General features: G+C 71.4%; 25 protein-coding genes, 1 tRNA gene and 1 pseudogene. 16 read left to right on the forward strand and 11 right to left on the reverse strand.

Annotated features, from left to right (window positions below; genetic code table 11):
* Nucleotides 1-4: 4 nt before the first annotated feature.
* The 3 genes from FNF32_RS14405 to FNF32_RS14415 all read right to left on the reverse strand — a co-directional run bounded on the left by FNF32_RS14405 (nt 5) and on the right by FNF32_RS14415 (nt 2,587).
* Nucleotides 5-286, reverse strand: coding sequence for an HNH endonuclease family protein (locus FNF32_RS14405; protein ID WP_131674821.1), 282 nt, complete (start codon nt 284-286; stop codon nt 5-7).
* Between the two features lie 120 nt (nt 287-406).
* Nucleotides 407-619: a hypothetical protein gene (locus tag FNF32_RS14410; RefSeq protein ID WP_131674820.1), complete on the reverse strand. Its 213-nt coding sequence runs from the start codon at nt 617-619 to the stop codon at nt 407-409.
* Nucleotides 620-709: 90 nt separating this feature from the next.
* Nucleotides 710-2,587, reverse strand: coding sequence for an acyl-CoA synthetase (locus tag FNF32_RS14415; protein ID WP_131674819.1), 1,878 nt, complete (start codon nt 2,585-2,587; stop codon nt 710-712).
* 205 nt (nt 2,588-2,792) lie between these two features.
* On the opposite strand from FNF32_RS14415, the gene FNF32_RS14420 reads away from it, so the two are divergent.
* Both FNF32_RS14420 and FNF32_RS14425 read left to right on the forward strand, forming a co-directional pair.
* On the forward strand, nt 2,793-3,326 hold the full coding sequence (locus tag FNF32_RS14420) for a CAP domain-containing protein (protein ID WP_246087855.1): 534 nt from the start codon (nt 2,793-2,795) through the stop codon (nt 3,324-3,326).
* A gap of 121 nt (nt 3,327-3,447) precedes the next feature.
* Complete coding sequence (locus tag FNF32_RS14425) at nt 3,448-4,920, forward strand: esterase-like activity of phytase family protein (RefSeq protein ID WP_131674818.1); 1,473 nt, start codon at nt 3,448-3,450, stop codon at nt 4,918-4,920.
* A 61-nt stretch (nt 4,921-4,981) separates the two neighbouring features.
* On the opposite strand, the gene FNF32_RS14430 is transcribed toward FNF32_RS14425, so the two are convergent.
* Nucleotides 4,982-6,037: a glycosyltransferase 61 family protein gene (locus FNF32_RS14430; RefSeq protein WP_131674817.1), complete on the reverse strand. Its 1,056-nt coding sequence runs from the start codon at nt 6,035-6,037 to the stop codon at nt 4,982-4,984.
* Nucleotides 6,038-6,188: 151 nt separating this feature from the next.
* On the opposite strand from FNF32_RS14430, the gene FNF32_RS14435 reads away from it, so the two are divergent.
* Both FNF32_RS14435 and FNF32_RS14440 read left to right on the forward strand, forming a co-directional pair.
* Nucleotides 6,189-6,668, forward strand: a complete 480-nt coding sequence (locus tag FNF32_RS14435; RefSeq protein WP_131674816.1) for a pyridoxamine 5'-phosphate oxidase family protein — start codon at nt 6,189-6,191, stop codon at nt 6,666-6,668.
* Nucleotides 6,665-7,420, forward strand: coding sequence for a hypothetical protein (locus FNF32_RS14440; protein ID WP_246087856.1), 756 nt, complete (start codon nt 6,665-6,667; stop codon nt 7,418-7,420). Before FNF32_RS14435 ends, FNF32_RS14440 begins: the two co-directional genes overlap by 4 nt.
* A 98-nt stretch (nt 7,421-7,518) precedes the next feature.
* On the opposite strand, the gene FNF32_RS14445 is transcribed toward FNF32_RS14440, so the two are convergent.
* From FNF32_RS14445 to FNF32_RS14460, 4 genes are all read right to left on the reverse strand, one after another.
* Nucleotides 7,519-7,594: transfer RNA gene (locus FNF32_RS14445), tRNA-Thr, on the reverse strand.
* A gap of 42 nt (nt 7,595-7,636) precedes the next feature.
* Nucleotides 7,637-9,457 (reverse strand): heme biosynthesis protein HemY, encoded by a 1,821-nt coding sequence (locus tag FNF32_RS14450; RefSeq protein WP_131674834.1) that lies wholly within the window; start codon nt 9,455-9,457, stop codon nt 7,637-7,639.
* A gap of 11 nt (nt 9,458-9,468) precedes the next feature.
* Nucleotides 9,469-11,367, reverse strand: coding sequence for a hypothetical protein (locus tag FNF32_RS14455; RefSeq protein WP_143796702.1), 1,899 nt, complete (start codon nt 11,365-11,367; stop codon nt 9,469-9,471).
* 157 nt (nt 11,368-11,524) lie between these two features.
* A complete protein-coding gene (locus FNF32_RS14460; RefSeq protein WP_131674537.1) occupies nt 11,525-12,208 on the reverse strand; it encodes a uroporphyrinogen-III synthase in 684 nt (227 codons plus the stop codon).
* A gap of 65 nt (nt 12,209-12,273) precedes the next feature.
* Here FNF32_RS14460 and tsaD point away from each other — a divergent pair, with 65 nt between their 5' ends.
* The 6 genes from tsaD to zapE all read left to right on the forward strand — a co-directional run bounded on the left by tsaD (nt 12,274) and on the right by zapE (nt 18,163).
* Nucleotides 12,274-13,347 (forward strand): tRNA (adenosine(37)-N6)-threonylcarbamoyltransferase complex transferase subunit TsaD, encoded by a 1,074-nt coding sequence (gene tsaD, locus FNF32_RS14465; protein WP_131674533.1) that lies wholly within the window; start codon nt 12,274-12,276, stop codon nt 13,345-13,347.
* Nucleotides 13,348-13,360: 13 nt separating this feature from the next.
* Nucleotides 13,361-14,302, forward strand: a complete 942-nt coding sequence (locus tag FNF32_RS14470) for an NAD(P)H-dependent glycerol-3-phosphate dehydrogenase (RefSeq protein WP_131674532.1) — start codon at nt 13,361-13,363, stop codon at nt 14,300-14,302.
* Nucleotides 14,302-14,571 (forward strand): YciI family protein, encoded by a 270-nt coding sequence (locus FNF32_RS14475; protein WP_131674531.1) that lies wholly within the window; start codon nt 14,302-14,304, stop codon nt 14,569-14,571. The genes FNF32_RS14470 and FNF32_RS14475 overlap by 1 nt, the downstream gene beginning before the upstream one ends.
* Entirely contained in the window at nt 14,568-14,993 is a 426-nt protein-coding gene (locus FNF32_RS14480) for an EVE domain-containing protein (RefSeq protein ID WP_131674530.1), read from the forward strand. The genes FNF32_RS14475 and FNF32_RS14480 overlap by 4 nt, the downstream gene beginning before the upstream one ends.
* A 135-nt stretch (nt 14,994-15,128) precedes the next feature.
* Nucleotides 15,129-16,976 carry an ABC transporter transmembrane domain-containing protein gene (locus FNF32_RS14485; protein WP_131674529.1) on the forward strand — a complete coding sequence of 616 codons (1,848 nt, stop codon included), beginning with the start codon at nt 15,129-15,131 and terminating at the stop codon, nt 16,974-16,976.
* Between the two features lie 50 nt (nt 16,977-17,026).
* Nucleotides 17,027-18,163 carry a cell division protein ZapE gene (gene zapE / locus FNF32_RS14490; protein ID WP_131674528.1) on the forward strand — a complete coding sequence of 379 codons (1,137 nt, stop codon included), beginning with the start codon at nt 17,027-17,029 and terminating at the stop codon, nt 18,161-18,163.
* A gap of 16 nt (nt 18,164-18,179) precedes the next feature.
* Here zapE and FNF32_RS14495 read toward each other — a convergent pair whose 3' ends face one another.
* Together FNF32_RS14495 and accD are read right to left on the reverse strand one after the other, a co-directional pair.
* Complete coding sequence (locus FNF32_RS14495; RefSeq protein WP_246087857.1) at nt 18,180-19,457, reverse strand: bifunctional folylpolyglutamate synthase/dihydrofolate synthase; 1,278 nt, start codon at nt 19,455-19,457, stop codon at nt 18,180-18,182.
* A gap of 14 nt (nt 19,458-19,471) precedes the next feature.
* Entirely contained in the window at nt 19,472-20,425 is a 954-nt protein-coding gene (gene accD / locus FNF32_RS14500) for an acetyl-CoA carboxylase, carboxyltransferase subunit beta (protein ID WP_131674527.1), read from the reverse strand.
* Between the two features lie 99 nt (nt 20,426-20,524).
* Between accD and cls the strand changes: the two genes are divergently transcribed.
* The 6 genes and pseudogenes from cls to FNF32_RS14525 all read left to right on the forward strand — a co-directional run bounded on the left by cls (nt 20,525) and on the right by FNF32_RS14525 (nt 25,356).
* A complete protein-coding gene (cls, locus tag FNF32_RS14505) occupies nt 20,525-21,976 on the forward strand; it encodes a cardiolipin synthase (protein ID WP_131674526.1) in 1,452 nt (483 codons plus the stop codon).
* A gap of 14 nt (nt 21,977-21,990) precedes the next feature.
* Nucleotides 21,991-22,194, forward strand: coding sequence for a hypothetical protein (locus tag FNF32_RS15700; protein WP_246087858.1), 204 nt, complete (start codon nt 21,991-21,993; stop codon nt 22,192-22,194).
* A gap of 12 nt (nt 22,195-22,206) precedes the next feature.
* Nucleotides 22,207-22,326 (forward strand): annotated as a pseudogene (locus FNF32_RS15705) (4a-hydroxytetrahydrobiopterin dehydratase); the annotation flags it as partial.
* An 88-nt stretch (nt 22,327-22,414) separates the two neighbouring features.
* A complete protein-coding gene (ilvD, locus tag FNF32_RS14515; protein WP_131674525.1) occupies nt 22,415-24,148 on the forward strand; it encodes a dihydroxy-acid dehydratase in 1,734 nt (577 codons plus the stop codon).
* A gap of 9 nt (nt 24,149-24,157) precedes the next feature.
* Nucleotides 24,158-24,943 (forward strand): DUF6478 family protein, encoded by a 786-nt coding sequence (locus tag FNF32_RS14520; RefSeq protein ID WP_131674524.1) that lies wholly within the window; start codon nt 24,158-24,160, stop codon nt 24,941-24,943.
* A 2-nt stretch (nt 24,944-24,945) separates the two neighbouring features.
* Nucleotides 24,946-25,356 carry a hypothetical protein gene (locus tag FNF32_RS14525; RefSeq protein ID WP_131674523.1) on the forward strand — a complete coding sequence of 137 codons (411 nt, stop codon included), beginning with the start codon at nt 24,946-24,948 and terminating at the stop codon, nt 25,354-25,356.
* Here the strand turns inward: FNF32_RS14525 and FNF32_RS14530 are convergent.
* Entirely contained in the window at nt 25,353-26,087 is a 735-nt protein-coding gene (locus FNF32_RS14530; RefSeq protein WP_131674522.1) for a GNAT family N-acetyltransferase, read from the reverse strand. The two genes, FNF32_RS14525 and FNF32_RS14530, sit on opposite strands and share 4 nt — an antisense overlap.

Consider the following 26,087-nt stretch of genomic DNA (forward strand, 5'->3'; position numbering starts at 1 on the left):
ATCCTCACCGCACCTTCCCCCGCCACCCCGCCGGCCGCTTCCCCACCCAGTCGAAGAACCGCCGCAGCCCCTCGTGTGCCCGTAGCGCCTCCACCGACGCGTAGTTCCGCGCCAGTTCCGTCTCGCTCAGCGTCTTGTGGATCGTGCGGTGGCAGACGTGGTGCAGCAGCACCGTCTCGCCGCCCTTGCCGCCGCGCAGCTTGGGGATCAGGTGGTGGCGGCTTTGCGGGACGCCCGGCGGAATCGGGCGCAGGCATAGCGGGCAGGTGGGGTGGTCGTCGGTCATGGCCGGGACCAACGCCCGGGCCACCCGCCGGGTGCCATCGCGCTGCTCGGTGATAACGCGCGCGCCTGCGGCCCGCCGTTCAGGACCCTGCCCAGGTCGGGCGGCCCGGGCCAAGCCGCCCTACGAAGTCAGCTGCTTCGCCTTCCCGCAGCCCGACCCGCGTGCAGGGCGGATCACCGGCGTTGCGGGTTCGGTCGCCGGTGCCGCCGCCGGGGCGGGGGAGGCGGTCGTGGTGGTGGGCGGCGTTGTCGCAGTCGGGGCCTGCTGCGCCAGGGCAGGCGCGGCGGCCAGCAGTGCGGCGATCGTCGCGGCGGCGCATTTACGGAAAGTCATGGCTCTCTCCTGTCAGGCGGTGAGGGTCCGAGCATGCGCCCGAATCACCCCCCGCCCAAGGGAAAACGCCAGCCGCCTATGTGTCCGGTCCTACGACCAGTCCCACGGCCGCGTAAAGCTGCCCAGCCGCTGCTTCACGGCTGCCTCGTCGCAGCCGGGATCGCGGGACAGTTTCGCGACCAGCCCGCGCTTCTTGTCGTCCGCCACCTCGACCACGTGGCTGCCGCTGCCCTCCAGCGCCGCGTCGTAGACGCGCTTGATTGCCATCTTGCGCAGCTCGGGCTTGAAGACCTTGCCGACGGCGGTCTTGGGCAGCTCGGACATGATCTCGATGTGCTTGGGCACCGCCGCGCGTTCCGCGATATGGGCGCGCGCGTGTTCCAGCAGGTCGTCCTGCGACACGGTGGCGCCGCCCACTAGTTCGACATAGGCGCAGGGCAGTTCGCCCGCGAAGGCGTCGGGCTGGCCGATCGCGCCGGCGAACGCCACCGCCGGGTGGGACGCCAGCGCCTCCTCGATGACGGCGGGGTCGATGTTGTGGCCGCCGCGGATGATCAGGTCCTTGGCCCGACCCGTGATCCAAAGGTAGCCGTCGGGATCGAGCCGGCCCAGGTCGCCCGTGCGCAGGAACCGTCCGTCCGCGAACAGGTCGCGGTTCTGGTCCGTCTCGGTGTAGGTCGAGCCCTCGAAAACGCCGGGGTTCGACACGCAGATCTCGCCGATCTCGTCGGTGGCGCACTGGTGGAAGCCGTCGGGCGTGCGGCGCAGGATGCGGACCTCGGTGTAGGGCAGGGGGATGCCGACCGAGCCGACCTTCTTCAGCCCGTCCACCGGGTTGCAGCTGACAAGGCAGGTCGCCTCGGTCAGGCCGTAGCCTTCGGCGATCTCGACGCCGGTCGCGGCCTTGAAGCGGTTGTAAAGCTCGATCGGCAGCGGCGCCGACCCGGAAATCGCCGAGCGCAGCGACGACACGTCGGCATCGACGGGCCGCTGCATCAGCGCGGCGATCGCGGTGGGAACGGTGATCAGGAAGGTGCCGCGCCAGCGTTCGATCAGTTTCCAGAAGTTGTCGAACACGCCGTCTCCGCGATAGCCCGCGGGCGTCGGCATGACCAGGTGCCCGCCGGAATGGACGCAACTCATCAGGATCGGGTAGGCCGCGAACACGTGGAACATCGGCAGCGGGCACATCAGCACGTCGGTCTCGTCAAACAGCAGCGTGCCGCCGAGAAAGCCGTTGTAGATCATGCCCGACGCCTTGTGCTGCGCGAGCTTGGGCGTGCCGGTGGTGCCGCCGGTGTGGAAATAGGCGGCGACCCGGTCCTCGGGCCGGTCCTCGAACGACAGCGCGTCGTGGCGATGGCGCGCGACCGCGCCCTCGAAGTCCATGACGCGGGCCTTGTGCGCGGCCTTGATGCGCGGGCGCAGCAGCGGGACCAGCCACCTCTTCGGCGGCGCCAGATAGCGGTTCAGGTCGACCTGCAGGATCGTCTTGACGTTCGGGGCCAGGGCCACGGCGTCGGCGGCCTTTTGCGCCACGTCGGTCTTGGGGAATGCTTTCAGCGTCACCAGCACCTTGGCCCGCGTCTCGCGCAGGATGCCCGCGATGTGCTCGGCCTCGAGCAGCGGGTTGATCGGGTTGACGATCCCCGCCGTCGCCCCGCCAAGCAGCGTGATGACCGCCTCGGGGCAGTTCGGCAGAAGATAGGCGACGCAGTCGCCCGGCCCGACGCCCAGGTCGCGGAACAGGTTCGCGGCCTCGGTCACGCGCTCGTGCAGCTCGGTCCAGGTCAGGGTGCAGCTGCGCGAATGCGGATCGGACAGCAGCTGGAAGCTGACCGCCGGGCGCGACCCGAACCGTTCCTGCGTGCGCGTCACCGCCTGGTAGATCGTCGCGGGTACGTCGCGCGCCGCATAGGGCTCGCTTTCCACACGCGCGCGATCCTCGATGCTGCTGAACAAGGCCATCTGTCCCCTCCCTGCCGGTCCGGCTCGACCATGGTCCGAAAGCGGGACCGTCATCAAGCTTTCGCGTCCGAAACCTGCGCGCGAGGCCGCCGGGGACGCAGCGTCAGCAAGACGCATCAAAAGCCCGACAACCAGAGATTGAGTAGCGGGTTCCGTCCGCGGTAGAACACCGGTAGAAGCCGACGGTCGAAAAACGGGACAGATGATGAAGCTTTCAGGAATGCTGGGCGCATGCGTCCTTGGCGCGGTTGCGCTGACGGGCTGCACGCCCGCGCCGTCCGCGCACGGCGACGATCCCCACGCGATGCAGCTGCTCGCGCCCGGCAAGGCGACCTGCCTTGCCACGACGCCGGGCCAGAACGCCGCGGCGGTCGAGTCCACGAACCGGATGCGGTCGGCGTCCGGCCTTGCGCCCGTGGCGGCCGACAGCCGCCTGGCCGAGGCCGCGGCGCGCCACGCCTGCGACATGGCGCAGCGCGGGCGGATGACGCATATCGGCAGCGCGACGCCCGGGCCCGCGCCCCGCGTGAAGGCGCTGGGATATGCGCCGACGATCACGGCGGAAAACATCGCGGCGGGGCATTTCGACCTGACCCGCGTGCTGGCGGAATGGAACGCCTCGTCCGGGCATCTGGCCAACATCGTGATCCCGCAGGTCCGTCACGTGGGCATCGGTCAGGCGATCGGCGCGGACGGCAAGACGAGGTTCTGGGCCGCGGTCTACGCCGCGCCGCGCTGAGCGACGCGGCTGATAAACCGCAGCCGCCGCCGACGGACATGTTTCCGCCGCCTGTCCGTCGCATTCCTGTCAGCCATCGCCGGTAGCACCGGCGACGATGACAGGTATCAAAGGCCGCCCCATGCGTTTCACCCTTTCCCGCACATCCGCGATCGCGATCCTCGCCAGCTGCGCCCTGGCGCATGCGGTGGGCGCGCAAACCGCAGCTCCGGTTCCCGCGCCCGCGCCGGCGGCACCCGCCGCACCCGCGCCACAATCTGCCCCGCAATCCGCCGCATCGGCCGGCACCGCCGCCCCGACCGATACAAGGGTTTTCCCGGCGACCCTCGCGGGCCACGCGAAGCTTCCCGCCTTGTCCCTTATCGCGCCGCCGGCGGACGCGCCGCGCGATCTGTGGGTCTCGGGCAAGTTCACCGGCAAGGCCCGCAACGACAAGCCGATGTCGGTCGAAGGCGACGTGGGCCCCGCCTACGGCGCCCACAAGACCGGCGTCTCGCTGCCCTTCATCGGCCAGCCGGTGCAGGGGATGTCGGGCCTCGCCATGAACCGGGCCGGGGACGGCAGCTGGTACGCGCTGACCGACAACGGCTTCGGGTCGAAGATCAACAGCCCCGACGCGATGCTGTTCTTCCACCGCATGAAACCCGACTTCGACGCGGGCACCGTCGCGCGCGAGGAAACGGTGTTCCTGCGCGACCCCGACCACAAGGTCCCGTTCCGCATCGCGAACGAGGGGACGGACGCCCGCTACCTGACCGGCGCCGACTTCGATCCCGAAAGCATCCAGTTCCTGGATGGCGAGATCTGGATCGGGGAAGAGTTCGGGCCCTCGATCCTCAGGATCGCGCTGGACGGCCGGGTGCTGTCGGTCCACCAGACGATGGCGGACGGCAAGCCGCTGACCGGCCCCGACACCCCCGGCACCGTCGTGCCCGCGCAGCCCGGCAAGGACTTCACCGTCCAGCGTTCCGGCGGGTACGAGGGGATGGCGCTTCAGCCCGGCACGAACCTTCTGTGGGCGATGCTGGAAAAGCCGCTGCTGGGCCCCGACGGGCAGCCCGGCGCGGACGGACTTCAGGTGATGACCTTCGACACCGCGCGGGCCGACTGGACCGGAGATGTCCACCGCTTCCGCCTGTCCGACGGCGCGACCGCGATCGGTGACTTCAACTTCATCGACGACACGCGCGCGCTGGTGATCGAGCGTGACAACGGCGAGGGCGATGCCGCCCGCGCCTGTGCCGAGGGGGCCGCCGACAAGTCGGCCTGCTATCCGCAGCCCGCGCGGGTCAAGAACATCGTCCTGATCGACACCGCCCAGACCGATGCGGACGGCACCCTGCGCCGGATCGGCCAGATCGACCTGCTGGCCATCGCCGATCCCGAAGGCCGCGCGCTGCCCGGCACCGCGCGCGAGGATGGGACGCTCGCCTTCCCGTTCTTCACCATCGAGGACGTGGCGCGCGTGGACGACACCCACATCCTTGTCGCCAACGACAACAACCTGCCCTATTCGGGCGGGCGCGAGATCGGGCGCGCGGCCGACAATGAGTTCATCCTGCTGTCCGTGCCCGAGCTTCTGTCGGCGCGCTGACGGGAAACGCGGCTTGGGGCCGGGGCGCGTCGCGCGCGCCCCGGCCCCCTTTGCTGGCAATTCAGACGTCGGCCAGATCGACCGTTCGCAGAACGTCGTCCGGATCGACCCGGAACCGCTCGCGCCCGCCCTCGGCCACGACGAAACCGTAACGGATCCCCAGCGCGTCGGTGAAATCCTTGAGCACGTGGTTGAAGCGGTAGGGCGGCTGGATCGTGATCAGCGCGCCCGACCCGCTCATCGCCAGAATCGCGTGCGCCAGCGCGCTGCCCTCGACCGACACCACCACGCCCGCGCCCGACAGCCGCGTCGCGATCTCGGTGGCGGTCGCGGCCATGGGGTCCACGATCGTGAAGCCGCGCGCGGCCAGCGTCTCGGCAATCTCGGCCTCGTTATCAAGCAACCGCAGCGCCTGGCCCGAGGTGCCGCGAAGCAGGAATACCCCGTGCCTTTCTTCGGACGCGGGGGTGGCCAGCGAACGCGCAAGCCTGTGCCGCACGTCCTGCAGCCGCCGGCGGCGGTCGGCGTTCATGCCGTGATCCTCGAACACCCAGGCGGTCCCCAGCCGCGTGTCCCCCAGCGCCGGCATCGTCAGGCCCGTCATCCGGCGATAGTCGTGGGCGTGGGGCCAGCCGGCGCGGTGCCGGCTTTCGACCTCGTGCGCGGGGGCGAAGTCCCGCGCCATCAAGGAAGTGGCGGCATCGTCCAGGACGTAATGGCCGAAGAAGATGTCGCTGACCGGCGTGCCGACCAGCGCCGCGACCTCGGTCCGGGCCCGCACCGCGCGCGGCAGGCGCGGCGGGCGGTCCATCGTCATTTGGTACCGGGTGCCGCCCGCATAGAGGCTGCCCCCCGCCAGCACCGCATCGTCGAACCGGAACGCGTGGGTCGCCGCGTGCAGGACCTCGCCCGCGGTGATCCGACGCAGTTCCGCGGCCGGATCGCTCATCGAGTGGTACCCGCGGACGCGGTCGATCTGGCCGGGCAGGTGGAACGCGGCCGGCCGCTCGGCCGTCTCGGCCGGGCAGACGACCACGACCTCGGCGGCCGCGTCGGGCAGTTCGCGAGCACGGCCAAACGCCTTGCGGACGAGATGCGACGGGGCGGCAAAGTTCATCGTGGTTCCGTGATGCGCCGAAGGTTGCACGCGCGCCGCCGGTGCTTAGCACGACCTCGGCCCGCTTGTCGCCGGGATCGTGCGGCGAAGATGCCCCGAATGCAACCGATCCGCCCGGCAGCCGTTCTGTTTCCAGCAACGGAGAACCGACATGACCGACACCGCCGAAATCGAAACGAAGTTCTGGAACGCGCTCAAGGACCACGGCATCGTCATGCTGGGTCTCGACGGCCTGGAAGACGGCTTTGCCCGCCCCATGGCCGCCGTCGTGGACGAGGAGCGCAGCCCGATCTGGTTCTTCGCATCCTCCGACAGCGCCATCGTGGACGCGGCCGCGGGCGGCGGGCGGGCGAGCGCGACGCTGTCGGCCAAGGGGCAGCTTTACGCCTCGATCCAGGGGCGGCTCAGCGTGACGGATGACCGCCAGACGATCGAGCGGCTGTGGAACCCCGGTGCCGCCGCCTGGTTCGAGGGCGGTATGGACGACCCCAAGGTGCGGCTTCTGCGGCTGGACGCCGAGAACGCCGAGATCTGGCTGGACGGCAGCAGCATCGCCGCGGGCGTGAAGTCGCTGCTGGGGATCGACCCCAAAGAGGACTACAACGACAAGCAGGCCCGCGTGCAGCTGTGACCGCGAAGCACGAACGCGCCGGGCTGGACCAGGGCGCGCGCGTGGGTGCCTTGCCCATCCTGATCCTGCTGCTGGCCATCGCCTTCGCCCTGTCGCCGCTGGCGAGCGACGGTTTCAACGGTTTCACCCGCGAGCAGTTTCCGGTCGTGAACGCCTTCTGGCCGGTGCAGCCGGTCGGGTGGGCCTTCTCGATCTGGGGGGTCATCTATCTGTGGCTGATCGCGGGCAGCGCCTTTGGCGCGGTTCGCGCGGCGCGGTCGCCCGACTGGCGGCCGATGCGGGGGCCGCTGGCGCTGAGCCTTGGCGTCGGCGTTTTCTGGATCGCCGCCGCCAACTGGTCGCCGCCGGTTGCGACGGGGATGATCGTCGTGATGGCCTCGGCCGCGATCGCGGCGATGCTGCGGTCCGGCAGCACGGACCGGCTGTGGCAGTCGCTTCCGGTCGGTCTTTACGCGGGCTGGTTGACCGCCGCCACCGGCGTCGCGATCGGGGTCGTGCTGAGCGGCCATGACGTGCTGTCACCGCAGGCGGCGGCGCTGGTCATGCTGCCGGTGCTGCTGGTCGTCGCGCTGCTGGTTCAGATGCGACGCTCGGACGTCTGGTCTTATCCGCTGGCGGTCGGCTGGGCGCTGATCGGCGTCATCGCGGCGAACTGGCCGGCGCGGAACTGGCCCGTGATCGGCATCGCCGTCATCGGGATCGTGGTGCTTGCGGCGGTCGCCTTGCGCGGCAGGCGGTCCGGTCGCCGCTGATAGCCTCAGACCGCCGGCGGCGGACACCTCCGCCAGTCCGGCGGATCTGAGACGACCGCCTCAGCAGTCGGCTAACGACAGTCGCATTTTCAGGATTGTGGTGCCGCAGAAGGGACTCGAACCCCCGACCCCATCATTACGAATGATGTGCTCTACCAGCTGAGCTACTGCGGCGTGCGGCGGGGCTTAGCAGCTAACCCCGGCCAAGAAAAGGGGTCAGTCGCGTCTGACCGCCTCGGATTGATCGAACGGTTCGACGTCGGGCCGAACGAAAGGTTCGACCTGCCGGATTTCGACGACGACCGGGTCGCGGTCATTGACGTCGCGCGCGGCCGGTGCCGCCTGATGTTCGTGCAGCGGCGCGGTCTGGGCGATTTCCGGGGCGATCCGCGGCTCGCTGGCGGGCGGCGCGACGAGTTCGGGATCGGTCACCGTGATCGACGGCTCGTAGTCGCTTTCGCGCGGCACGATGCCGGGCGCGGTGTGCGCGACGGGCGTGGTCAGGGTGATCGGCGCGTGCAGGGCGGGCGCGGGCGCGGCCTCGCGCAGACGCGGGCGCGGGTCGGGTTCGTCGCCGACCATGCCGGGGATGTCATGCGCATGGTCGTGGTCATGGTCATGCGCGTGGCGCGCCGCCGTGTCGCCGCGCGCCGGTTCGTGCCCGACCAGCAGCGGCAGCAGCGTCGCCGCCGTGCCTGTCGAGGCCATGCGCAGGTCGGCCGGCGGCTCGCGCCAGCTGAGCGTGTCGAAGCCGCCGCAGCTGTCGCAGACCGGCGACCAGTCCGCCATCACGTTCTGGCACCTGTCGCAGACCCATTGCGGGCCGCGGCTCGCGGTCAGCGCGCGGGCGAGCCAGGCGCGGACCACGCTGTCCTCGGCCCCTTCGCCGCGCTCGATCGCGGCCATGATCGACAGCGACCGCACCGTCGGGTGCGTCTGCGCCAGATCGCCGAGCGCGCGGCGCGCGCCCGGGAAATCCTCGGCCGAAAGCATCAGCTCGGCCTGCAGCAGGCGCGATTCCTCGTGCCCGGGGGCCTGCCGGATCAGGTCCTCGAACCGGCGCAGGCGCTGTGCGGGCGTCTCGTCCGGGACGATCTCGGCATAGGCGGCTGCGATCGAGGGGTGCGGCTGCACCGACCAGGTCTTTTGCAGCACGCGGGTCGCGTTGCGGGTGTCGCGCCGGGCGATATAGCTGCGCGCCGCCAGCACCGAGGCGGGCACCAGGTCGGGCGAGGCGCGGTTCGCGCTGATCGCCGCCTCGCGCGCGCTGATCGAATTGCCTTCGGCCAGCACCTCGCGCGCTTCCTGCAGCGCCAGAACCGCGTCGCGGCGCATGTGGACGTCCTGCGGCAGCGCGCCCTGCTTGCGCTTGTCCTTGAGGACGGCGCGCGCGCCCTTCCAGTCATGCTCGCGGGTTTGCAGCGTCAGCAGCGTGTCCTGCACTTCCGTATGTCCGGGGCGCAGCGCATAGGCCTTTTGCGCCAGCGCCAGCGCGGTCGCCGTATCCCCCAGCGCCAGCCGCTGCTGCATCAGGCCGCGCACGGCCGGGAACCGGGTGCGGTCGTCGGCCAGCATCGTGCGATAGGCGTCCTCGGCCGCCCGCGCGTCGCCCGCGACCTCGGCCGCCTGCGCCGACAGAAGGTTGGTGATGTGGGGCTGGTGCAGGTATTTCGCGGCCTTGCGCGCCTGTTCCTGCGCCAGCCTGCCTTCGCCCGACGCCACGGCCAGCATCCCCTCGGCCAAGGCGTGATAGCCCTTGCGCTCGCGGCGGCGCGCGAAATAGCGGTCGATCGCGGTCTCGTCGCCCGCCACGAAGCGCACGAAGGCGATGGCAAAGCGCAGCAGCTGCACGATGATCCAGCCCGCGATCACGACAAGCAGCGCCAGCGCCAGCGCCTGCAACGGGCGCAGCGTGTATTCGACGCCGTCAAAGACGATCCGCAGGACCCGGTCGGTCTCGGCCAGGTGCATCGCCCCCAGCGCCGCCGCCAGCACGACGCTGAAGAAGAACAGGATCTTCAGAAGCGATAGCAGCATGTCGGCGTTCCTCAGTTCGAGACGGGCGCGGGCGCCGGTGCGGATGCAGGCGCGGGCGGGGTGGTTTGCGGCGCGGCGGGGGAAGTCGGGCTCGCCGCCGTTGCGGCGGGGGCGGTCAGCCCGGCGACCGCGCCGCTCGCTGCCTGCCACGCACGGGCCTGGTCGGTCCAGCCCTTCATCGCCGCCCGGCCGGGTTCGGGCAGGCCGTCGATCTCGGTCAGGGCGGCGGCGATGTCGCCGCGCGCGACCGCCGCATCGGCCCGCGACAGGATCGCGTCGGGGTCGCCGCCCTCGCGCGGCTCGACCGAGCGGGCGCCGGTTTGCGCGCGAAGGAAGTTGCCAAGGGCGCTGCCGCCGGTGTCGCCCGCGCCAAGCGAGGCGCCAAGCCCGGCCCGCGCCGCGTCCGCGAAGCTGGCCTGCAACTGGTCCAGGGGCACGATCTCTGCCGTCAGCGCCTGCGGCACGGCGACGCCCGCCTGTTCCAGCTGCGCCACCGCCGCGTCGCGGCCACCCGTCGCGCCCGGCTGTCCGGTCGTCAGGGCCGACGACAGCGTCGCGGCGGCGGCGGCCGTGCGGGCGCGGCGCGCCGCTTCGGCGGATGCGTCCTTCAGCGCCGCGGCCTCGGCCCGGACGCGGGCCAGTTCCGCCGTCGCGGCTTCGGTCGCCTGCCGCAGTTGCGCCTGCGCCTGGGCCACGCTGTCTGCGACCTGCTGCACGCGCTGCGCGGTTTCAGGGTCGATGGTGGGGCGCGCCGACAGCTCGTCCAGCGCGGCTTTCTGGCTGTCCAGACGCTGCGCCAGATCAGCGGGCAGGGCGGCGCGCAGGTCGTCCACGGCTTGCCCCAGCGCGGCGATCTGCGACGCCTGCGCCGAGAGCGTCGCATTCAGGTTCGCGGGCGTGTCCGACGCGGGCGATTCCGCGATGATGCGGCGCGCGGCCTCGGCACCGGCCTCGGCACCTGCTGCGGCGGCGGCCTGCGACAGCGACTGCACGGTTTCCTGCCCCAACTCGGGCGTGGGCATCGCGGCCAGGGCCGAGCGGACGGCGGGGTCGGCGGCGGCGGTCGCGGCTTCGGCCGCGCGCGCGGCGATCCCTTCGGCCTGGGCGGAAAGTTCGCCCTGCGCGGCGGCGATGGCCGCGGCGGCGGCATCGGTGCGGACGTTCGCGAGCGCGGCGTCCACCGTGGCCTGCGTCCGGGCCTGCAGGTCGGCGCTGAGCGCGGCGGCGTCCACGACCGGCGCAGGCGGTCCGGGCTGCCACGCGGCGGGCAGGCGCGGCAGCGCCCACCAGGCCGCGCCGGCGCCCAGCGCGGCGGCGATCACCCCGCCGAGGACCAGACCGCCGAACCCGCCAGAGCGTCGCGCCTTGGGCGCGGGCCGCACGGCGGCGGGCATGGGGGAGACGGGCATGGGGGAGGCGGGCAGGGAAGAAACGGTCGCAGGCTCGAACGCCCGGGCAGGCTCGGCACGCCCAGCGTCGGACGGGGGGGCGGAGGGTTCGTCCAGCCGCCCGGCCGCGTCGGCGCGGAACCTGTCGTCGCGCTCACCCTCGAACGCGTCCGCCATCTCGGCATCGCTCAGCCGCGCGCTGTCGGGATCGGAGGGTCCGCTTGCCGCGAGGCCGGCATCCGTCTTGCGCGCAGCCGGAGGCAAGCCGTCGTCGCCGTCACCGACCAGGCTCGATCCGATCGGGGGCAGGGCGGGCGCATCCGCGTCCGCGCCGCCCGGGGCATGGCGGGCGCCGGCTGCGTCCAGGTCACGCAGCGTCAGGACCGGCGGCGATGCCGCCTGCCGCCCCGAGCGGGCGGGGTCCCCATCACCCTTGATGTCCATGTTCCCGCCTTCGGCGATCCGGGTCTCGTCGCGGCCATCGGCGTCGCGGTCGGGGCTGTCAGGGGTCTCAGGGGTCATCGTGGTCGTCCCAAGGCTTCAAGGATGGCGGAGCGGCGGCGCCGGTCCGGTCAGGCATGGTCGCGGCCGGTGTCGGGCTTGCGCTGTGGCCTGTCGTTTCGGACCCGAACCTATGACGGCCAGCACCGACGCTCAACCCACGGCGATCGCGGAAGTTTCAGCCCGCAAGCGACAGGATCGCCGCCGTGACGCCGGGTTCATCGGGGGTCGCGGCGATGGCGCGGGCGGCGGCCCCGGTGGTCCAAGCGTCCGCCGCCGCGCGGCTGATCGCGGCGATCATCAAGGGGGCGCGGGCGCTTCGGGTCGCGTCGGCGGCGATCCGCGCCGACCGGGGCGACATCACGGGCACGATCACCGGCCCGGCGAGGTCCAGCAGCGCGCGCGCCGCATCGCCAAGCGGCTGCGCCTGCTGGTCGTAGACCACGATCCCGGGCACCGGCAGCTCGGCCGCGACATGGACGCCGCGCGGATGCAGCCAGCCGCCGCCAAGGCCGCGCAGCAGCGGCATCAGCCCGGCCGCGTCGCCCGGCCCCGATGTCACGTCGAACCCGGCGCGGCGCGCGGCCTCGGCCGTCGCCGGTCCCACGCAGATGGCGGGTCGCCCCAAGCCGGGCCCGGCGGCGGCGATCGCGTGGGCCGAGGTGAAGACGAGCCCCCTTGCGGCCGCCAGCGCGGCCTCGTCGTGCGCGACCGCGACCACCCGCATCAGCGGAGCGACCAGCACTTGAAGCCCGTGCCCCCGCAGCACGGCGGCGAGCCTGTCCGCGCCCGGCTGCGGGCGGGTGACGAGGACGGCGGGGCGGTCGCCCGGTTGCGGGAACGTGGCGGGGGTGTCGGGCATGGTGCGCGGGCGCTTCCGGTGATAACCCACGCCTGCCTTAGGCCCCTTCCCGTGACGGCACAAGAATGACGCTGACCTTTCTGGGCATCGAAAGCAGTTGCGACGACAGCGCCGCCGCCATCGTGCGCGCGGGCGACGGCGCGGCCCTGATCCTGTCGTCGGTCGTCGCGGGCCAGTCGGCGCTGCATGCGGATTTCGGCGGCGTGGTGCCGGAAATCGCCGCCCGCGCCCATGCCGAGCGTCTGGACCTGTGCGTCGAACAGGCGCTGGCAGAGGCGGGCGTGGCGCTGCCCGACCTTGACGGGATTGCGGTCACGGCGGGGCCGGGGCTGATCGGCGGGGTCATGGCGGGGGTGATGCTGGCCAAGGGGATCGCCGCCGGGACCGGGCTGCCGCTGGTGGGCGTGAACCACCTTGCCGGGCACGCGCTGACGCCCCGGCTGACCGACGGGGTCGCGTTTCCGTACCTCATGCTGCTGGTATCCGGCGGCCACTGCCAGTTCCTGCGGGTGGACGGGCCCGACGATTTCACCCGGCTTGGCGGCACCATCGACGACGCGCCCGGCGAGGCGTTCGACAAGGTCGCGAAGATCCTGGGCCTCGGCCAGCCCGGCGGGCCCGCGGTCGAGGTCGAGGCGGCGTCGGGCGACCCCTCGCGCGTGCCGCTGCCGCGTCCGTTGCTGGATCGCCCCGGCTTCGACATGAGCTTTTCCGGCCTGAAGACGGCAGTGCTGCGCGCCCGCGACGCGGCGGTGGCGGCGCATGGCGGCCTGCGCCGGGCCGACCGCGCCGACATCTGCGCGGCGTTCCAGCGGGCGGTTGCGGACGTGCTGTCCGAAAAGACCCGGCGCGCGCTCGCCGCCCACCCCGTGCCGACGCTCGCCGTCGCGGGCGGGGTCGCGGCCAACGCCACGATCCGCGCGGCGCTGGATGCGGTCGCGCGCGCGGCGGGGGTCGCCTTTGTCGCCCCGCCGCTGGCGCTTTGCACAGACAACGGCGCGATGATCGCCTGGGCGGGGATCGAGCGGTTCCGCCTTGGCCACCGCGACGGCATGGACCTTGCCGCCCGCCCGCGCTGGCCGCTGGACAGACGCGCCGCGCCGATGCTGGGCGCGGGCAAGCGCGGGGCGAAGGCATGAGCGGGGCCGGGGCATGAGCGGGATAGCTGTCCTTGGCGCGGGCGCGTTCGGCACCGCGCTTGCGGTCGCGCTGTCGGCGAACGGGCCGGTCGCGCTGTGGGGCCGCGACGTGGGCTTCGGGCGCGAGAACCCGCGCCTGCCGGGCGTGACGCTGCCCGATGCGGTGACGGCGACCGACGATCTGGACGCCGCGCTCGCCCCCGTCGTCCTTCTGGCGATCCCGGCGCAGGCGCTGGCGGCGTTCGTAGCGGAACACGCGGCCGCGCTGGACGGCCGCGCCGTCGTCAGCTGCGCCAAGGGCATCGACCTTGCCACCGGCCGCTCGCCCGTCGGGCTGATCGCGCAGGCCTGTCCCGCCGCCACCCCGGCCGTCCTGACCGGCCCCAGCTTCGCCGCCGACATCGCCCGCGGCCTGCCCACGGCGCTGACGCTCGCCTGCGCCGACGCCGCGACCGGCCGTCGCCTGCAGCACGCGCTTTCCACCCCCGCCCTGCGGCTTTACCGGACCGAGGACGTGGCAGGGGCCGAGCTTGGCGGGGCGCTGAAGAACGTCATCGCCATCGCCGCCGGCGCCGCGATCGGCGCAGGCTTCGGCGACAGCGCCCGCGCGGCGATCGTGACGCGCGGCTTTGCCGAGATGACCCGCCTTGCTGTCAGCATGGGCGCGCAGGCCGACACGCTCGCGGGCCTCTCCGGCCTCGGCGACCTGATCCTGACAACCACCTCGGACCTGTCGCGCAACTTCCGCTTCGGCCTGTCCTTGGGCCGGGGCGAGCCGTTCGGCGCGGGGATCACGGTCGAGGGGGCGGCCACCGCCCGCGCGGTCGTGGCACTCGCGGCGCGAAAGGGCATCGAGATGCCGATCTCGACCCAGGTCGCGGCGCTTGCCGAAGGGCGGCGCGGCGTGGAAGAAGCCATGGAAGCCCTGCTCGCCCGCCCCTTGAAGGAGGAATGATGCCCCTGTTCGCCGTGATCTGCCGGGACAATCCCGGCGCGCTTCAGACCCGCCTGGACACCCGCCCGGCCCATGTCGATTGGCTCAAGGCGGGCCCGGTGCGACTGGCCGGTCCGCTGGTCGAGGACGGCGAGATGCGCGGCTCGCTTCTGGTGATCGAGGCGGACGACATCGAGGCCGCGAACGCCTGGGTCGCGACCGATCCCTACACGGCGGCGGGGCTGTTCGCATCGGTCGAGGTGATCGAATGGCGGAAGGTCATCGGATGAAACGCTGGCTTTTCAAGTCGGAACCCGACGTGTTCGGCTGGGACGACCTCGTCGCCAAGGGCGCGAAGGGCGAGGAATGGAACGGCGTGCGCTCGTTTCAGGCCCGCAACATCATGCGCGAGATGAAGATCGGCGACCGCGGCTTCTTCTACCATTCCAACATCGGGAAAGAGGTCGTGGGCATCGTCGAGGTGATCGCCGAGGCGCACCCGGATTCGACCGCCGATGACCCGAAATGGGAATGCGTGGACCTGAAGGCGGTCGAGCCGCTGCCCGCCCCCGTCACGCTGGCGCGGATCAAGGAGGACCCAAGGCTGGCCGAGATGGTGCTGGTCAAGAACTCCCGCCTGTCGGTGCAGCCGGTGACGGCCGGGGAATGGGACATCGTTCTGAAGCTCGCGAGGGATGAAGGCAAGGACTGACGCGGCCGCCGCGCCCGGCGCCACGATCACGCGCCACGGTCACGCGTCACGATCACGCGCCACGATGACGCAGCGCGCGCGGGTTGCCGTGGCCCCGCCCGGGCACTAGATGCCGCGCAGCACGAGGGAGAAGACATGGCGCAGGGCCCCACCTCAACCCCGACCCGCCGGGCGGCCGATCGTGGCGCGGGCGGATCGGTCGGGCCTGCCGTCCGCGTCGGCGCCGACCGCCCCGCGACGAAGCGAGTCGGCGCCTTGTCGGCGCTGTGGCCGTTCCTGAAACCCTACCGCGCGCTGATGGCGGCGGCGCTGGTGGCGCTGGTCGTCACCGCGTCGATCAGCCTGGTCCTGCCGGTCGCGGTGCGCCGGATCGTGGACGGCTTCGATCAGGGGGCGCAGCTTCTCGACAAGTATTTCCTGGCCGCGATCGGGATCACCCTGCTGCTCGCAGTGGGCACGGCGCTGCGCTACGCGCTGGTGACGCGGCTGGGCGAGCGGGTGGTGGCCGACATCCGCAAGGCGGTGTTCGACCGCGTGATCGGGCTGTCGCCGGGCTTTTTCGAAAAGGTGATGACGGGCGAGATCATCAGCCGCATCACCACCGACACCACGTTGATCCTGTCGGTGATCGGCTCGTCGGTGTCGCTGGCGCTGCGGCAGGTGCTGGTCGCGCTGGGTGGGCTGGTGATGCTGCTTCTGACCTCGGCCAAGCTGACGGGGTTGCTGCTGCTGCTGGTTCCCGTGGTCGTCGCGCCGATCTTCCTGCTGGGCCGCCGCCTGCGGGTGCTGGCGCGCGAGAACCAGGACTGGATCGCCAGCTCGTCCGGCACCGCGTCCGAAAGCCTGCTGGCCGCGCAGACCGTGCAGGCCTTTACCCACGAGACGCTGACGCGGGCCGGGTTCGCGGACGTGACCGAGCGGTCGTTCAGCTCTGCCCGCACCCGGATCAACACCCGCGCGGTGATGACGGCGCTGGTGATCTTTCTGATCTTCGCGGGCGTGACCGGGGTCCTGTGGATCGGCGCCCGCGATGTCCGGGCGGGGCTGATGACGGTGGGCGAGCTGGTCCAGTTCGTCATCTACTCGATCATGGTCGCGGGTTCCGTCGGCGCCCTGTCCGAGGTGTGGGGCGAATTGCAGCGCGCCGCCGGCGCGACCGAGCGGCTGGGCGAGCTGCTGGCGACCGAGGACACGATCCGCGACCCCGCCGACCCCGTGCCGCTGCCGCAGCCGGTCGCGGGCCGGATCGAGTTCCGGGGCGTGTCCTTCCGCTATCCCTCGCGCCCGGACGCGGCCGCGCTTGACGACATTGACCTGGTGATCGAGCCGGGCGAGACGGTGGCGCTGGTCGGCCCGTCGGGCGCGGGCAAGACGACCGTGATCCAGCTGGTCCAGCGTTTCCGCGATCCCGACGCGGGCGCGATCGCCATCGACGGCGTGGACCTGCGCCGGATGGCGCGGGGCGATTTCCGCCGCGCCATCGCCCTGGTCCCACAGGACCCGGTGATCTTCGGCACCACCGCGCGCGACAACATCCGCTTCGGCCGTCCCGACGCCACGGACGAGGAAATCGTGGCCGCCGCCAAGGCTGCGCGCGCCGACGATTTCCTGCGCGCGCTGCCCGACGGCTACGACAGCGACCTGGGCGAGCGCGGGGTCCTTCTGTCTGGCGGGCAGCGCCAGCGCATCGCCATCGCCCGCGCAATTCTGCGCGACGCGCCGATCCTGCTGCTGGACGAGGCGACCAGCGCACTCGATTCCGAATCCGAGCATCTGGTGCAGGAAGCGGTCGAGCGGCTTGCGCGCGGGCGCACCACCATCGTCATCGCGCACCGGCTTTCGACGGTGAAGAACGCCGACCGGATCGTGGTCATGGACCACGGCCGCATCGTGCAGCAGGGCACGCATGACGCGCTGATCGAACAGGGCGGGCTGTATGCCCGGCTGGCGCGGCTTCAGTTCTCGCAAGGGATTGCGGCCTGACGCTGCGCACCCCCTTGCCCCGCACGCCCGCTTTTGGCACGGGATCGGTCATGTCAGTCAAAGCACCCGTCACCGCCCTTTACGACGCCGGCGTCCGCGACGGGCGCGTCCGGGACGACGCTGCGCAGCGCCGCGTCCTGCCCGCACTCGACGCGATCGTGCGGGGTCTGGCGCAAACCCCCGCGCCGCGCGCGCAAGGCGGCGGGGGCTGGTTCGGCCGGATGTTCGGCGCGCAGGCCGCCCCCGCGCCGCAGGGTCCGCGCGGGCTGTACCTGTGGGGCGGGGTCGGGCGCGGCAAGTCGATGCTGATGGACCTGACCGTGCAGGCGGCCCCCATCGCCGCCAAGCGCCGGGTCCATTTCCACGAGTTCATGCAGGACGTGCAGGCGGGGCTGGCGGCCGCGCGCAAGACCGGCGCGCAGGACGTGGTGCGGCCGGTGGCCGAACGGATCGCGGCGGAAACGCGGCTTTTCTGCTTTGACGAGATGCAGATCACCGACATCGCCGACGCGATGATCGTGGGGCGGCTGTTCCAGCTGCTGTTCGATGCGGGCGTGACGGTCGTCACGACCTCGAACCGGGTGCCCGAGGACCTCTACAAGGACGGGCTGAACCGGCAGCTGTTCCTGCCCTTCATCGCCCTGATCCGGCAGCGGCTGGACGTGGTCAAGCTCGACAGCGACCGCGACTTCCGGCAGGGGCGCGCGGGGGGCGAACAGGTGTGGTTCGCGCCGCTGGACGCGCTGGCCACGCGCGCGATGGACGCGGCCTGGGACGACCTGACCGACTGCGCCGCGCCGGTGCCGCTGCGGCTGGGCGTCAACGGGCGCACGGTGGAACTGCCGCAGTCCTGCGGGCGGGTCGCGCGGGCGTCGTTCGACGATCTCTGCGGCAGGCCGCTCGGACCGGCGGACTACCTTGCGGTGGCCGAGGCGGTGGACGTGCTGATGATCGACGGGGTGCCGCGTCTGGGGGCGCAGAACTTTGACCGGGCCAAGCGGTTCGTCACGCTGGTCGATGCGCTTTACGAGGCGAAGGTGCGCCTGTTCGCCAGCGCCGCCGACGAGCCCGAGCGGCTGTACCCGGCCGGGACCGGCAGCTTCGAGTTCGAGCGCACGGCGAGCCGCCTGCGCGAGATGCGCGCGGCGACATGGGGCAGGACCGAGGCTGCGGAAGCCACCGCCTGAACGCAGGCCCGAACCCTCAGCCGTTGTCCCGCAGCACCCGCCCGGCAAGATACAGCGACCCGCAGATCAGGATCCGCGCGCCGGGATCGGCGGCCGCGATGCCGGCGACGGCCGCCGCCACGTCGTCGGCGGTGCTGGCCGGCAGGCCCGCGCTTGCCGCGGCCATCGCGGTCTCGCTTGCGGGCAGGGTGTTCCGTTCCCCCGGGATCGACACCGCCGTCAGGCTGGTTGCGACGTAGGCCAGCGGGCGCATGTAGCCCACCACGTCCTTGGTGTTCAGCATCCCGCAGACGAGATGCGTGGGCTTCGGTCCCATCGCGGCCAGTGTCGCGGCCACCGCCTCGCCCCCCGCCGGGTTGTGGCCGCCGTCCAGCCACAGCTCGCAGCCATGCGCCGCTGCCGCATCGACCAGCGGCCCGCGCGCCAGCCGCTGCATCCGCGCGGGCCAGACCGCGCGGGTCGTGGCCGCCGCCGCCTCGGCCTGGCCGAAGCCAAGCTCGCGCAGCGCGGCGATGGCGGTGCCGGCGTTGTCGATCTGGTGCGGGCCGGGCAACACGGGCAGGGGCACGTCCACCAGCCCGCGTTCGTCCTGAAACACCAGCGCCTCCCCTTCGCGCGCGGCGGTCCAGTGCTGGCCCTCCGCCGACAGGCGGGCGCCGAGCCGGGCGGCGGCAAGTTCGATCACCTGCATCGCGTCATCCCGCTGGCGCGCGACCACGCAGGGCACGCCGCGCTTCAGGATCCCGGCCTTTTCGGCGGCGATCTTCGCCAGCGTGTCGCCGAGATACTGGGTGTGGTCGATGCTGACCGGGGTGATGACCGTCAGGCGCGGCGCGTCGATCACGTTGGTTGCGTCCAGCCGCCCGCCCAGGCCCACCTCCAGCAGCGTGAAATCCGCCTGGACGCGGGAAAATGCCAGAAAGGCGGCGGCGGTCGTGACCTCGAAGAAGGTGATGGGGCGGTCCGCGTTCACCCGCTCGACCTCGGCCAGCGCGGCGGCGAGGTCGGCGTCGGAAATGTCGCCGTCCGGCAGGCGGATGCGTTCGTTGAACCGCGCCAGATGCGGCGAGGTATAGGCGTTCACGCGCAGCCCCGCCGCTTCCAGCCCGGCCCGGATCATCGCCTGGGTGGACCCCTTGCCGTTCGTGCCGGCGATGTGGATCACCGGCGCAATGCTGCGTTCGGGGTTGCCGAGATCGGCCAGCAGCACCCGCAGCCGGTCCAGCGACAGGTCGATGACCTTGGGATGCAGCCGCGTCAGCCGGTCGAGCAGGGCGTCGGACGCGTCGGCCACGGCGGGTGGCCCGCTCAGGTCGTCTGCGGCAGGGCGGGGGTGACGGCGGGCTGTTCCTCGCCCATCTCGAGCGCTGAGGGGATCACGCCGGGCGCGGGCAGGTCGGCCACGACGGGGGCGGATTGCCGGGTCAGCATCCGCAGGATCGACACCAGTTCCTCGCGCAGCTTCTTGCGGTGGGTCACGCGGTCCAGCATCCCGTGTTCCAGCAGGTATTCGGCGCGCTGGAACCCTTCGGGCAGCTTCTCGCGGATCGTCTGCTCGATTACGCGGGGCCCGGCGAAACAGATCAGCGCATTGGGTTCGGCGATCTGCACATCGCCCAGCATGGCATAGCTGGCCGTCACGCCGCCGGTCGTCGGATGGGTCAGGACAACGACGTAAGGAAGGCGCGCTTCCTTGAGCATCTGCACCGCGACGGTCGAACGCGGCATCTGCATCAGCGACAGGATCCCTTCCTGCATGCGCGCGCCGCCGGCGGCCGAAAACAGGACCAGCGGCCGCTTCAGTTCGACCGCGCGCTGGGCCGCGGCGATGATGGCGTTGCCGACATGCATCCCCATCGACCCGCCCATGAAGCTGAAGTCCTGCGCGGCCGCGACGATGGGCGTGCGCCCCATCTCGCCCTCGGCCACAAGCATCGCTTCCTTCTCGCCGGTGGCCTTTTGCGCGGCCTTCATCCGGTCGGGGTATTTCTTCTGGTCCTTGAACCCCAGCGGGTCGATCACCGGCTCGGGGACCCGCACCTCGTTGAAGACGCCGCCGTCGAACAGCGCGGTAAAGCGCGCGCGCGGGCTGATCGCCAGGTGGTGGTCGCAGTTGGTGCAGACGTTCAGGTTGTCGGCCAGTTCGCGGTGAAACAGCATGGTCCCGCATTCGGGGCACTTGGTCCACAGGTTCTCGGGAACCTCGCGGCGCGAGAACAGCGAGTTGATGCGCGGGCGAACATAGTTCGAGATCCAGTTCATCCAGGGCACCTTTCAAGCGGTCGGCAGATCGGGTCTGGCGTGAGATAGGCCGGGCGGCGGCAGATTGCAATTCCGCCCCCGCAGCCGTTACCTGCCGGGATGGCCGCGACCCTGCAGATCATCGCCTACAACGCCGTCATGCTGTCGCTGTGCGCGCGCGTGCTGATGCAGCCCCGGCTCGAGCCGTCGGCGCGGCTTGCCTGGGTGCTGGTGATCGCGGTGATCCCGTTCGCGGGCATCCTCGCCTATGTCATGTTCGGCGAGATCCGGGTCGGCCGGGCCGAGATGCGGGCGCGCAGGGGGGCGCGGCTGCACGTCTCGCGCATCTACGACCATTCGGCCCCGCCGTGGCCGGACCTGCCGCCCTGGGCCGAGCCGGTCGCGCGGTCGGGGCAGGCGGTGGGCGGACTGCCGATCGCGGGCGGCAACCGGCTGATGCTGCTGCCCGAGGATGACAGCGCCTTCGATCCGATCATCCGCGCGATCGACGGGGCCACGCACCACGTCCACCTGATGTTCTACATCTGGCTGGCCGACGTGTCGGGCGGCCGGGTCGCCGCCGCGGCGATCCGCGCGGCCGGGCGCGGCGTCGCGGTGCGGGTGATCGTGGACGAGGTCGGATCGCGCCCCTTCATGCGCTCGCCCTGGTGGGCGCGGATGGTCGAGGCGGGGGTGGAATGCCGCGCCGCGCTGCCCGTGGGGTTTCCGCTGCTGCGGGCGCTGGAACAGCGGCTGGACCTTCGCAATCACCGCAAGATCGTGCTGATCGACGGCCGCATCGCCTTTACCGGCAGCCGCAACTGCTCGGACCTCGCGTTCCGCCACAAGCCGCGTTTCGCGCCCTGGATCGACATCCTGATCGAGTGCGAGGGTCCGGTCGTCCGGCAGATGCAGACGGCTTTCGTCGTGGACTGGGTGGACGCGGGCGGGGATTACCTGCCCGACCTGCTCGCGCCACAGGGAACCGGCGGCGATGCCCCCGGCGACGCGGCCTGCGACGGCAACGTGCCCGCGCAGATGATCCCCACCGGCCCCGACCGCAGTTATGGGTCGATGTCCGAGACATTCGCGACGCTGGTCCACGGCTCGCGCGAGCGGGTGGTGATCTGCACGCCCTACTACGTCCCGGACGAGCCGCTGGATTCCGCCATCCGCTCGGCCGCGCGGCGCGGGGTCGAGGTCCACCTGATCCTGCCCGAGCGCAACGATTCGATGATCGTCGCCGCGACCAGCCAGGGGTTCTGGAACGGCCTCATGCGCGCGGGCGTCAACCTGCACCTGTTCCGGGGCGGGCTGCTGCACGCCAAGGTCGTGACCGTGGACAGCCGGATGGCGATCATCGGCAGCGCCAACCTCGACCGCCGCAGCTTCGAACTGAACTATGAGCTGAACATGTTCCTTGCCGATCCGATCACGGTCGCGGCGCTGGACATCAGGCTGCGCAGCTATCTCGACCGCTCGCGCAAGGTCGATATTGACGAGGTGCGGGGCTGGCCTTGGTACCAGCGGCTGCGAAACAACATCCTCGCGCTGGCGTCGCCGCTGTTGTGAAGGGGCCGGGGCCGTTGACGAACCTTGCCAGCCAGACCTGCGTTCCCTGCACCGCCGGCACCCCGCCGATGAACGCGGACGCGGTCCGCGCCGCACTGGCCGGGCTGCCCCTCTGGACCTTGTCGTACGACGGCCGCGCGATCCTGCGCCGGGTCGAGGTCAAGGGGTTCGCCCGCGCCGCGCAGCTTGCCAACGTCGCAGCCTGGCTGGGCGAGTAACAGGGCCACCACCCCGACGTGCGCTTCGGCTGGGGCTATTGCGAGGTCGCGTTCACCACCCACGCCGCGGGCGGGATCACCCGCAACGACCTGATCTGCGCGGCCCGGCTGGACGCGCTGCTGGCCATGTGAGCCGCCGCGTTTTCTCGCCCGCCCCCATGCGCGGCTTGCCCCGCCCTGCACGCGGCACTATTCCCGAATGCAGCCAAGGGGACGCGCCATGAAGAATACCCGCTTCGACAAGTCGAAACTGCCCAGCCGCCACGTGACCGAGGGTCCGGCGCGCGCCGCGCATCGCAGCTACCTCTACGCAATGGGGATCACCGAGGAGGAGATCCACCAGCCGCTCGTCGGCGTGGCGACCTGCTGGAACGAGGCCGCGCCCTGCAACATCTCGCTGAACCGCCAGGCGCAGTCCGCGAAGATGGGCGTGAAGAAGGCGGGCGGCACCCCGCGCGAGTTCACGACCATCACCGTGACCGACGGGATCGCCATGGGGCACGAGGGGATGCGCTCGTCCCTCGCCTCGCGCGATGCGATCGCGGACACGGTTGAGCTGACCATGCGCGGGCATTGCTATGACGCGCTGGTGGGCCTTGCGGGCTGCGACAAGAGCTTGCCGGGGATGATGATGGCGATGGTGCGGCTGAACGTACCGTCGGTGTTCGTCTATGGCGGATCGATCCTCCCGGGCAGGTACAAGGGCCGCGACATCGTCGTGCAGGACATGTTCGAGGCGGCGGGCCAGCACGCGGCGGGCCTGATCTCGGACGCCGAGCTTGCGATCATGGAACGGATCGCCTGCCCGTCGGCCGGGGCCTGCGGCGGGCAGTACACCGCCAACACCATGGCCTGCGTGAGCGAGGCGATCGGGCTGGCGCTGCTCAACTCCTCGGGCGCGCCCGCGCCCTACGAATCGCGCGACGCGTTCTGCGACGCCTCGGGCGTGGCGGTGATGAACCTGCTGGAGCGCAACATCCGCGCCCGCGACATCGTCACCCGCAAGAGCCTTGAAAACGCGGCCCGCGTCGTCGCCTGCACCGGCGGGTCCACGAACGCGGGGCTGCACCTGCCTGCCATCGCGCACGAGGCGGGGATCGACTTCGACCTGTTCGACGTCTGCGACATCTTCCACGACACGCCCTATTTCGTGAACCTGCGGCCCGGCGGCGACTATGTCGCCAAGGACCTGTTCGAGGCGGGCGGCATCCCCGTCGTGATGAAGGAGCTCGCGCGCGAGGGGTTGCTGCATCTCGACTGCATGACCGTGTCGGGGCGCACGCTGGGCGAGGAACTGGACACCATCACCGGCGAGCCGGACGGCAAGGTGATCTACCCCATCGCGGCGCCGATCACCAAGACCGGCGGCGTCGTCGGCCTGCGCGGCAACCTCGCCCCGGACGGCGCGATCGTGAAAGTCGCGGGTATGTCCGAGGCCGATCAGGTCTTCACCGGCCCCGCGCTGGTCTTTGAATGCGAGGAGGACGCGTTCGAGGCCGTGCAGGCGCGCAACTATCAGGAAGGCTGCGTCTTCGTGATCCGCAACGAGGGTCCTGCGGGCGGGCCGGGGATGCGCGAGATGCTGGCCACGACCGCCGCGCTGTCGGGGCAGGGCATGGGCAAGAAGGTTGCGCTCATCACAGACGGGCGCTTCTCAGGGGCGACGCGCGGGTTCTGCGTGGGCCATGTCGGGCCGGAAACGGCGCATGGCGGGCCGATCGCGCTGCTCAGGAACGGCGACGTTATCACGATCAACGCGATCACGGGCGACATCTCGGTGGCCCTGGACGATGCCGAGCTTGCCGCGCGCAAGGCCGCGTGGACAGGGGCGCGCAAGACCGACTATGCCAGCGGCGCGCTGTGGAAATACGCGCAGCTGGTGGGCGGCGCCCGTCACGGTGCCGTCACGCATCCCGGTGCAAAGGTCGAGACGCATGTCTACATGGACCAGTAAGGGCACTGAATGCCGCGTCTGACCCGTCGCCTGCTTCGCGATTTCATGCGCGCCCGCGCCGTCCAGCGCTGGGAACGGCTGGCGCGCGAGGTGGACCGCATGCCGCTGTCCAGCCTGCGCGGGCTGGACGACGAGGCGCGGACCCTGCGCCGCAGCCTGAACCGGATCGTCGCGCGCTCGAACGCGCGGCTCGACATCCAGCGCCCCGGGGCCGAGCCGCTGGACCTGCCCGCGGGCACCACCTGGCGCTGGCGGCCGCAGCTGATGGCGGCGCGAACCTCGCCCCGCGGGATCGCCGCGCCGGAAAACGGCACCCGCCTGGCCGAAGAGGCGGCGATCTGGCACGACTGCCCCGACCGGGCGCTGATCCTGCGCCAGATGCGCAACAGCCGGTCGGCCGAGCTGTCGCCCTATGGCCTGCTGCTTGAAATCCTGGGCTTTTCCGGCAACTTCCTGTCGATCTCGATCGACCTGCCCGACGCTGCGCTGAAGGGACTGACGCGCAGCCGGATCGTGCGCCTCGCCTCGGTCATCTCGGTCGAGCGGCCGATGAACATCTATGCGCGGCTGAACGTCGGCCACGGCCCCAACACCGACCAGCTTCTGCGCCACCTGGGCGATCTGCAGCCCGGCCAGACGACCTCGTTCGTGACCGAGTTCGACATGTACAAGATCGAGATGAACGAGAAGCGGCTGGAAAAGATCTGGCTCGACCTCATCTTCGAATCGCCGCACATGAACGCAGTGCGGATCGGCGATCTGTTCCTGTCCCACCATCAGCGCGCCGAGGTCTGACGATGCGGACAACCTTTACCCATGGCGGCCTGCGGGGCGGCGTCTGGCAGGGTATCCTGCATGCCGACAAGGCGCCGGGGCGGCTGCTTCTGGTGCAGAACGGCGTGACGGCGGGCGTGGCCACGGTCACGCCGGCGGGGAACGACAGTTTCCACGTGTCGGTGCCGCTGCCAGCCGATCGGCTGTCGGACGGGGTCCACACCTTCATCCTGATCGCCGATGACGGGCAGGGCGACGACGCCCAAGGCGATGGGCAGGGCGGCGACGGGCCGATGCCCGGGGCCGAGCGGCTGGGCGTGCTGCCCATCGTCGCGGGCTATGTGCTGGAAGAGGACCTGCGCGCACAACTCGAGCTGCTGCGGGCGGAAGTGGACCTGCTCAAGCGCGAACTGCGCCGTCTGGCGCAGCGCTAGGTCGCGGTTTCCGCCACCGCCGGTGCGTCGGTGAAATAGCGGTATCCCCCGACCTCGACGAAGCCGAGCCGGTCGTAAAGGGCAAGCGCGCCCGCGTTTGCGCGCGTGACGGCCAACGCGACCCGTGGGGCGCCGTGGCCTGTGGCGAAATGGCCTGCCCGCCGCATCAGCCATGCGGCAACCCCCTGGCGGCGGAATTCGGGCGGGACGACCAGCGCGTGGACCATTGCGACCGGGCCGTGGACCGCCACGAACCCCACGCCTGCGGCGCGGTCGCGGATCCGGCCCAGCAGCGCGGTCTTGGGACCGGGCGCGCGGTCCATCGCCGCCCGCCGCGCCGGGCCGATGCCGTTTTCGGCCCACAGGTCGGTCTGGATCGCCAGCGGCGGCCAGATCGTCAGCGCCGTCACCGGCGGGATCGGAAGCTCCATGAGCCGCGTGGCCGGCGCTTCCAGGATCGCGGTCGCGTCGCGCCCGACCATGCCCCGGCCGTCCAGCGCGCGGGCAAGCGCCGCGTCGCCATCCTCGACCATGAAGCGCGGGCCGTCGCCGCGGCCGCGTTGCAGCGCCGCGACCCGTTCAATGTCGTCGGCTGTCCAGGCATCGATCACGCGGGCCGAGTTCAGCCGGCCGCCGCCGTCGGGGGCGCGGGTGACGCGGAACCCGCCCACCGTCTCGAAATCCGGCGCGGGCCAGGTCGCGTCGAATGCGGCCCTGAGTGCCCTGTCCAT

This window comes from Paracoccus marinus, from assembly GCF_007018965.1.
Lineage (GTDB): Bacteria > Pseudomonadota > Alphaproteobacteria > Rhodobacterales > Rhodobacteraceae > Paracoccus > Paracoccus marinus.

Coding starts and splice junctions, on each gene's coding strand:
- FNF32_RS14405 (WP_131674821.1), bottom strand. CDS start 286: ATGACCGACGACCACCCCACCTGCCCGCTATGCCTGCGCCCGATTCCG.
- FNF32_RS14410 (WP_131674820.1), bottom strand. CDS start 619: ATGACTTTCCGTAAATGCGCCGCCGCGACGATCGCCGCACTGCTGGCC.
- FNF32_RS14415 (WP_131674819.1), bottom strand. CDS start 2,587: ATGGCCTTGTTCAGCAGCATCGAGGATCGCGCGCGTGTGGAAAGCGAG.
- FNF32_RS14420 (WP_246087855.1), top strand. CDS start 2,793: ATGAAGCTTTCAGGAATGCTGGGCGCATGCGTCCTTGGCGCGGTTGCG.
- FNF32_RS14425 (WP_131674818.1), top strand. CDS start 3,448: ATGCGTTTCACCCTTTCCCGCACATCCGCGATCGCGATCCTCGCCAGC.
- FNF32_RS14430 (WP_131674817.1), bottom strand. CDS start 6,037: ATGAACTTTGCCGCCCCGTCGCATCTCGTCCGCAAGGCGTTTGGCCGT.
- FNF32_RS14435 (WP_131674816.1), top strand. CDS start 6,189: ATGACCGACACCGCCGAAATCGAAACGAAGTTCTGGAACGCGCTCAAG.
- FNF32_RS14450 (WP_131674834.1), bottom strand. CDS start 9,457: ATGCTGCTATCGCTTCTGAAGATCCTGTTCTTCTTCAGCGTCGTGCTG.
- FNF32_RS14455 (WP_143796702.1), bottom strand. CDS start 11,367: ATGACCCCTGAGACCCCTGACAGCCCCGACCGCGACGCCGATGGCCGC.
- FNF32_RS14460 (WP_131674537.1), bottom strand. CDS start 12,208: ATGCCCGACACCCCCGCCACGTTCCCGCAACCGGGCGACCGCCCCGCC.
- tsaD (WP_131674533.1), top strand. CDS start 12,274: ATGACGCTGACCTTTCTGGGCATCGAAAGCAGTTGCGACGACAGCGCC.
- FNF32_RS14470 (WP_131674532.1), top strand. CDS start 13,361: ATGAGCGGGATAGCTGTCCTTGGCGCGGGCGCGTTCGGCACCGCGCTT.
- FNF32_RS14475 (WP_131674531.1), top strand. CDS start 14,302: ATGCCCCTGTTCGCCGTGATCTGCCGGGACAATCCCGGCGCGCTTCAG.
- FNF32_RS14480 (WP_131674530.1), top strand. CDS start 14,568: ATGAAACGCTGGCTTTTCAAGTCGGAACCCGACGTGTTCGGCTGGGAC.
- FNF32_RS14485 (WP_131674529.1), top strand. CDS start 15,129: ATGGCGCAGGGCCCCACCTCAACCCCGACCCGCCGGGCGGCCGATCGT.
- zapE (WP_131674528.1), top strand. CDS start 17,027: ATGTCAGTCAAAGCACCCGTCACCGCCCTTTACGACGCCGGCGTCCGC.
- accD (WP_131674527.1), bottom strand. CDS start 20,425: ATGAACTGGATCTCGAACTATGTTCGCCCGCGCATCAACTCGCTGTTC.
- cls (WP_131674526.1), top strand. CDS start 20,525: ATGGCCGCGACCCTGCAGATCATCGCCTACAACGCCGTCATGCTGTCG.
- ilvD (WP_131674525.1), top strand. CDS start 22,415: ATGAAGAATACCCGCTTCGACAAGTCGAAACTGCCCAGCCGCCACGTG.
- FNF32_RS14520 (WP_131674524.1), top strand. CDS start 24,158: ATGCCGCGTCTGACCCGTCGCCTGCTTCGCGATTTCATGCGCGCCCGC.
- FNF32_RS14525 (WP_131674523.1), top strand. CDS start 24,946: ATGCGGACAACCTTTACCCATGGCGGCCTGCGGGGCGGCGTCTGGCAG.
- FNF32_RS14530 (WP_131674522.1), bottom strand. CDS start 26,087: ATGGACAGGGCACTCAGGGCCGCATTCGACGCGACCTGGCCCGCGCCG.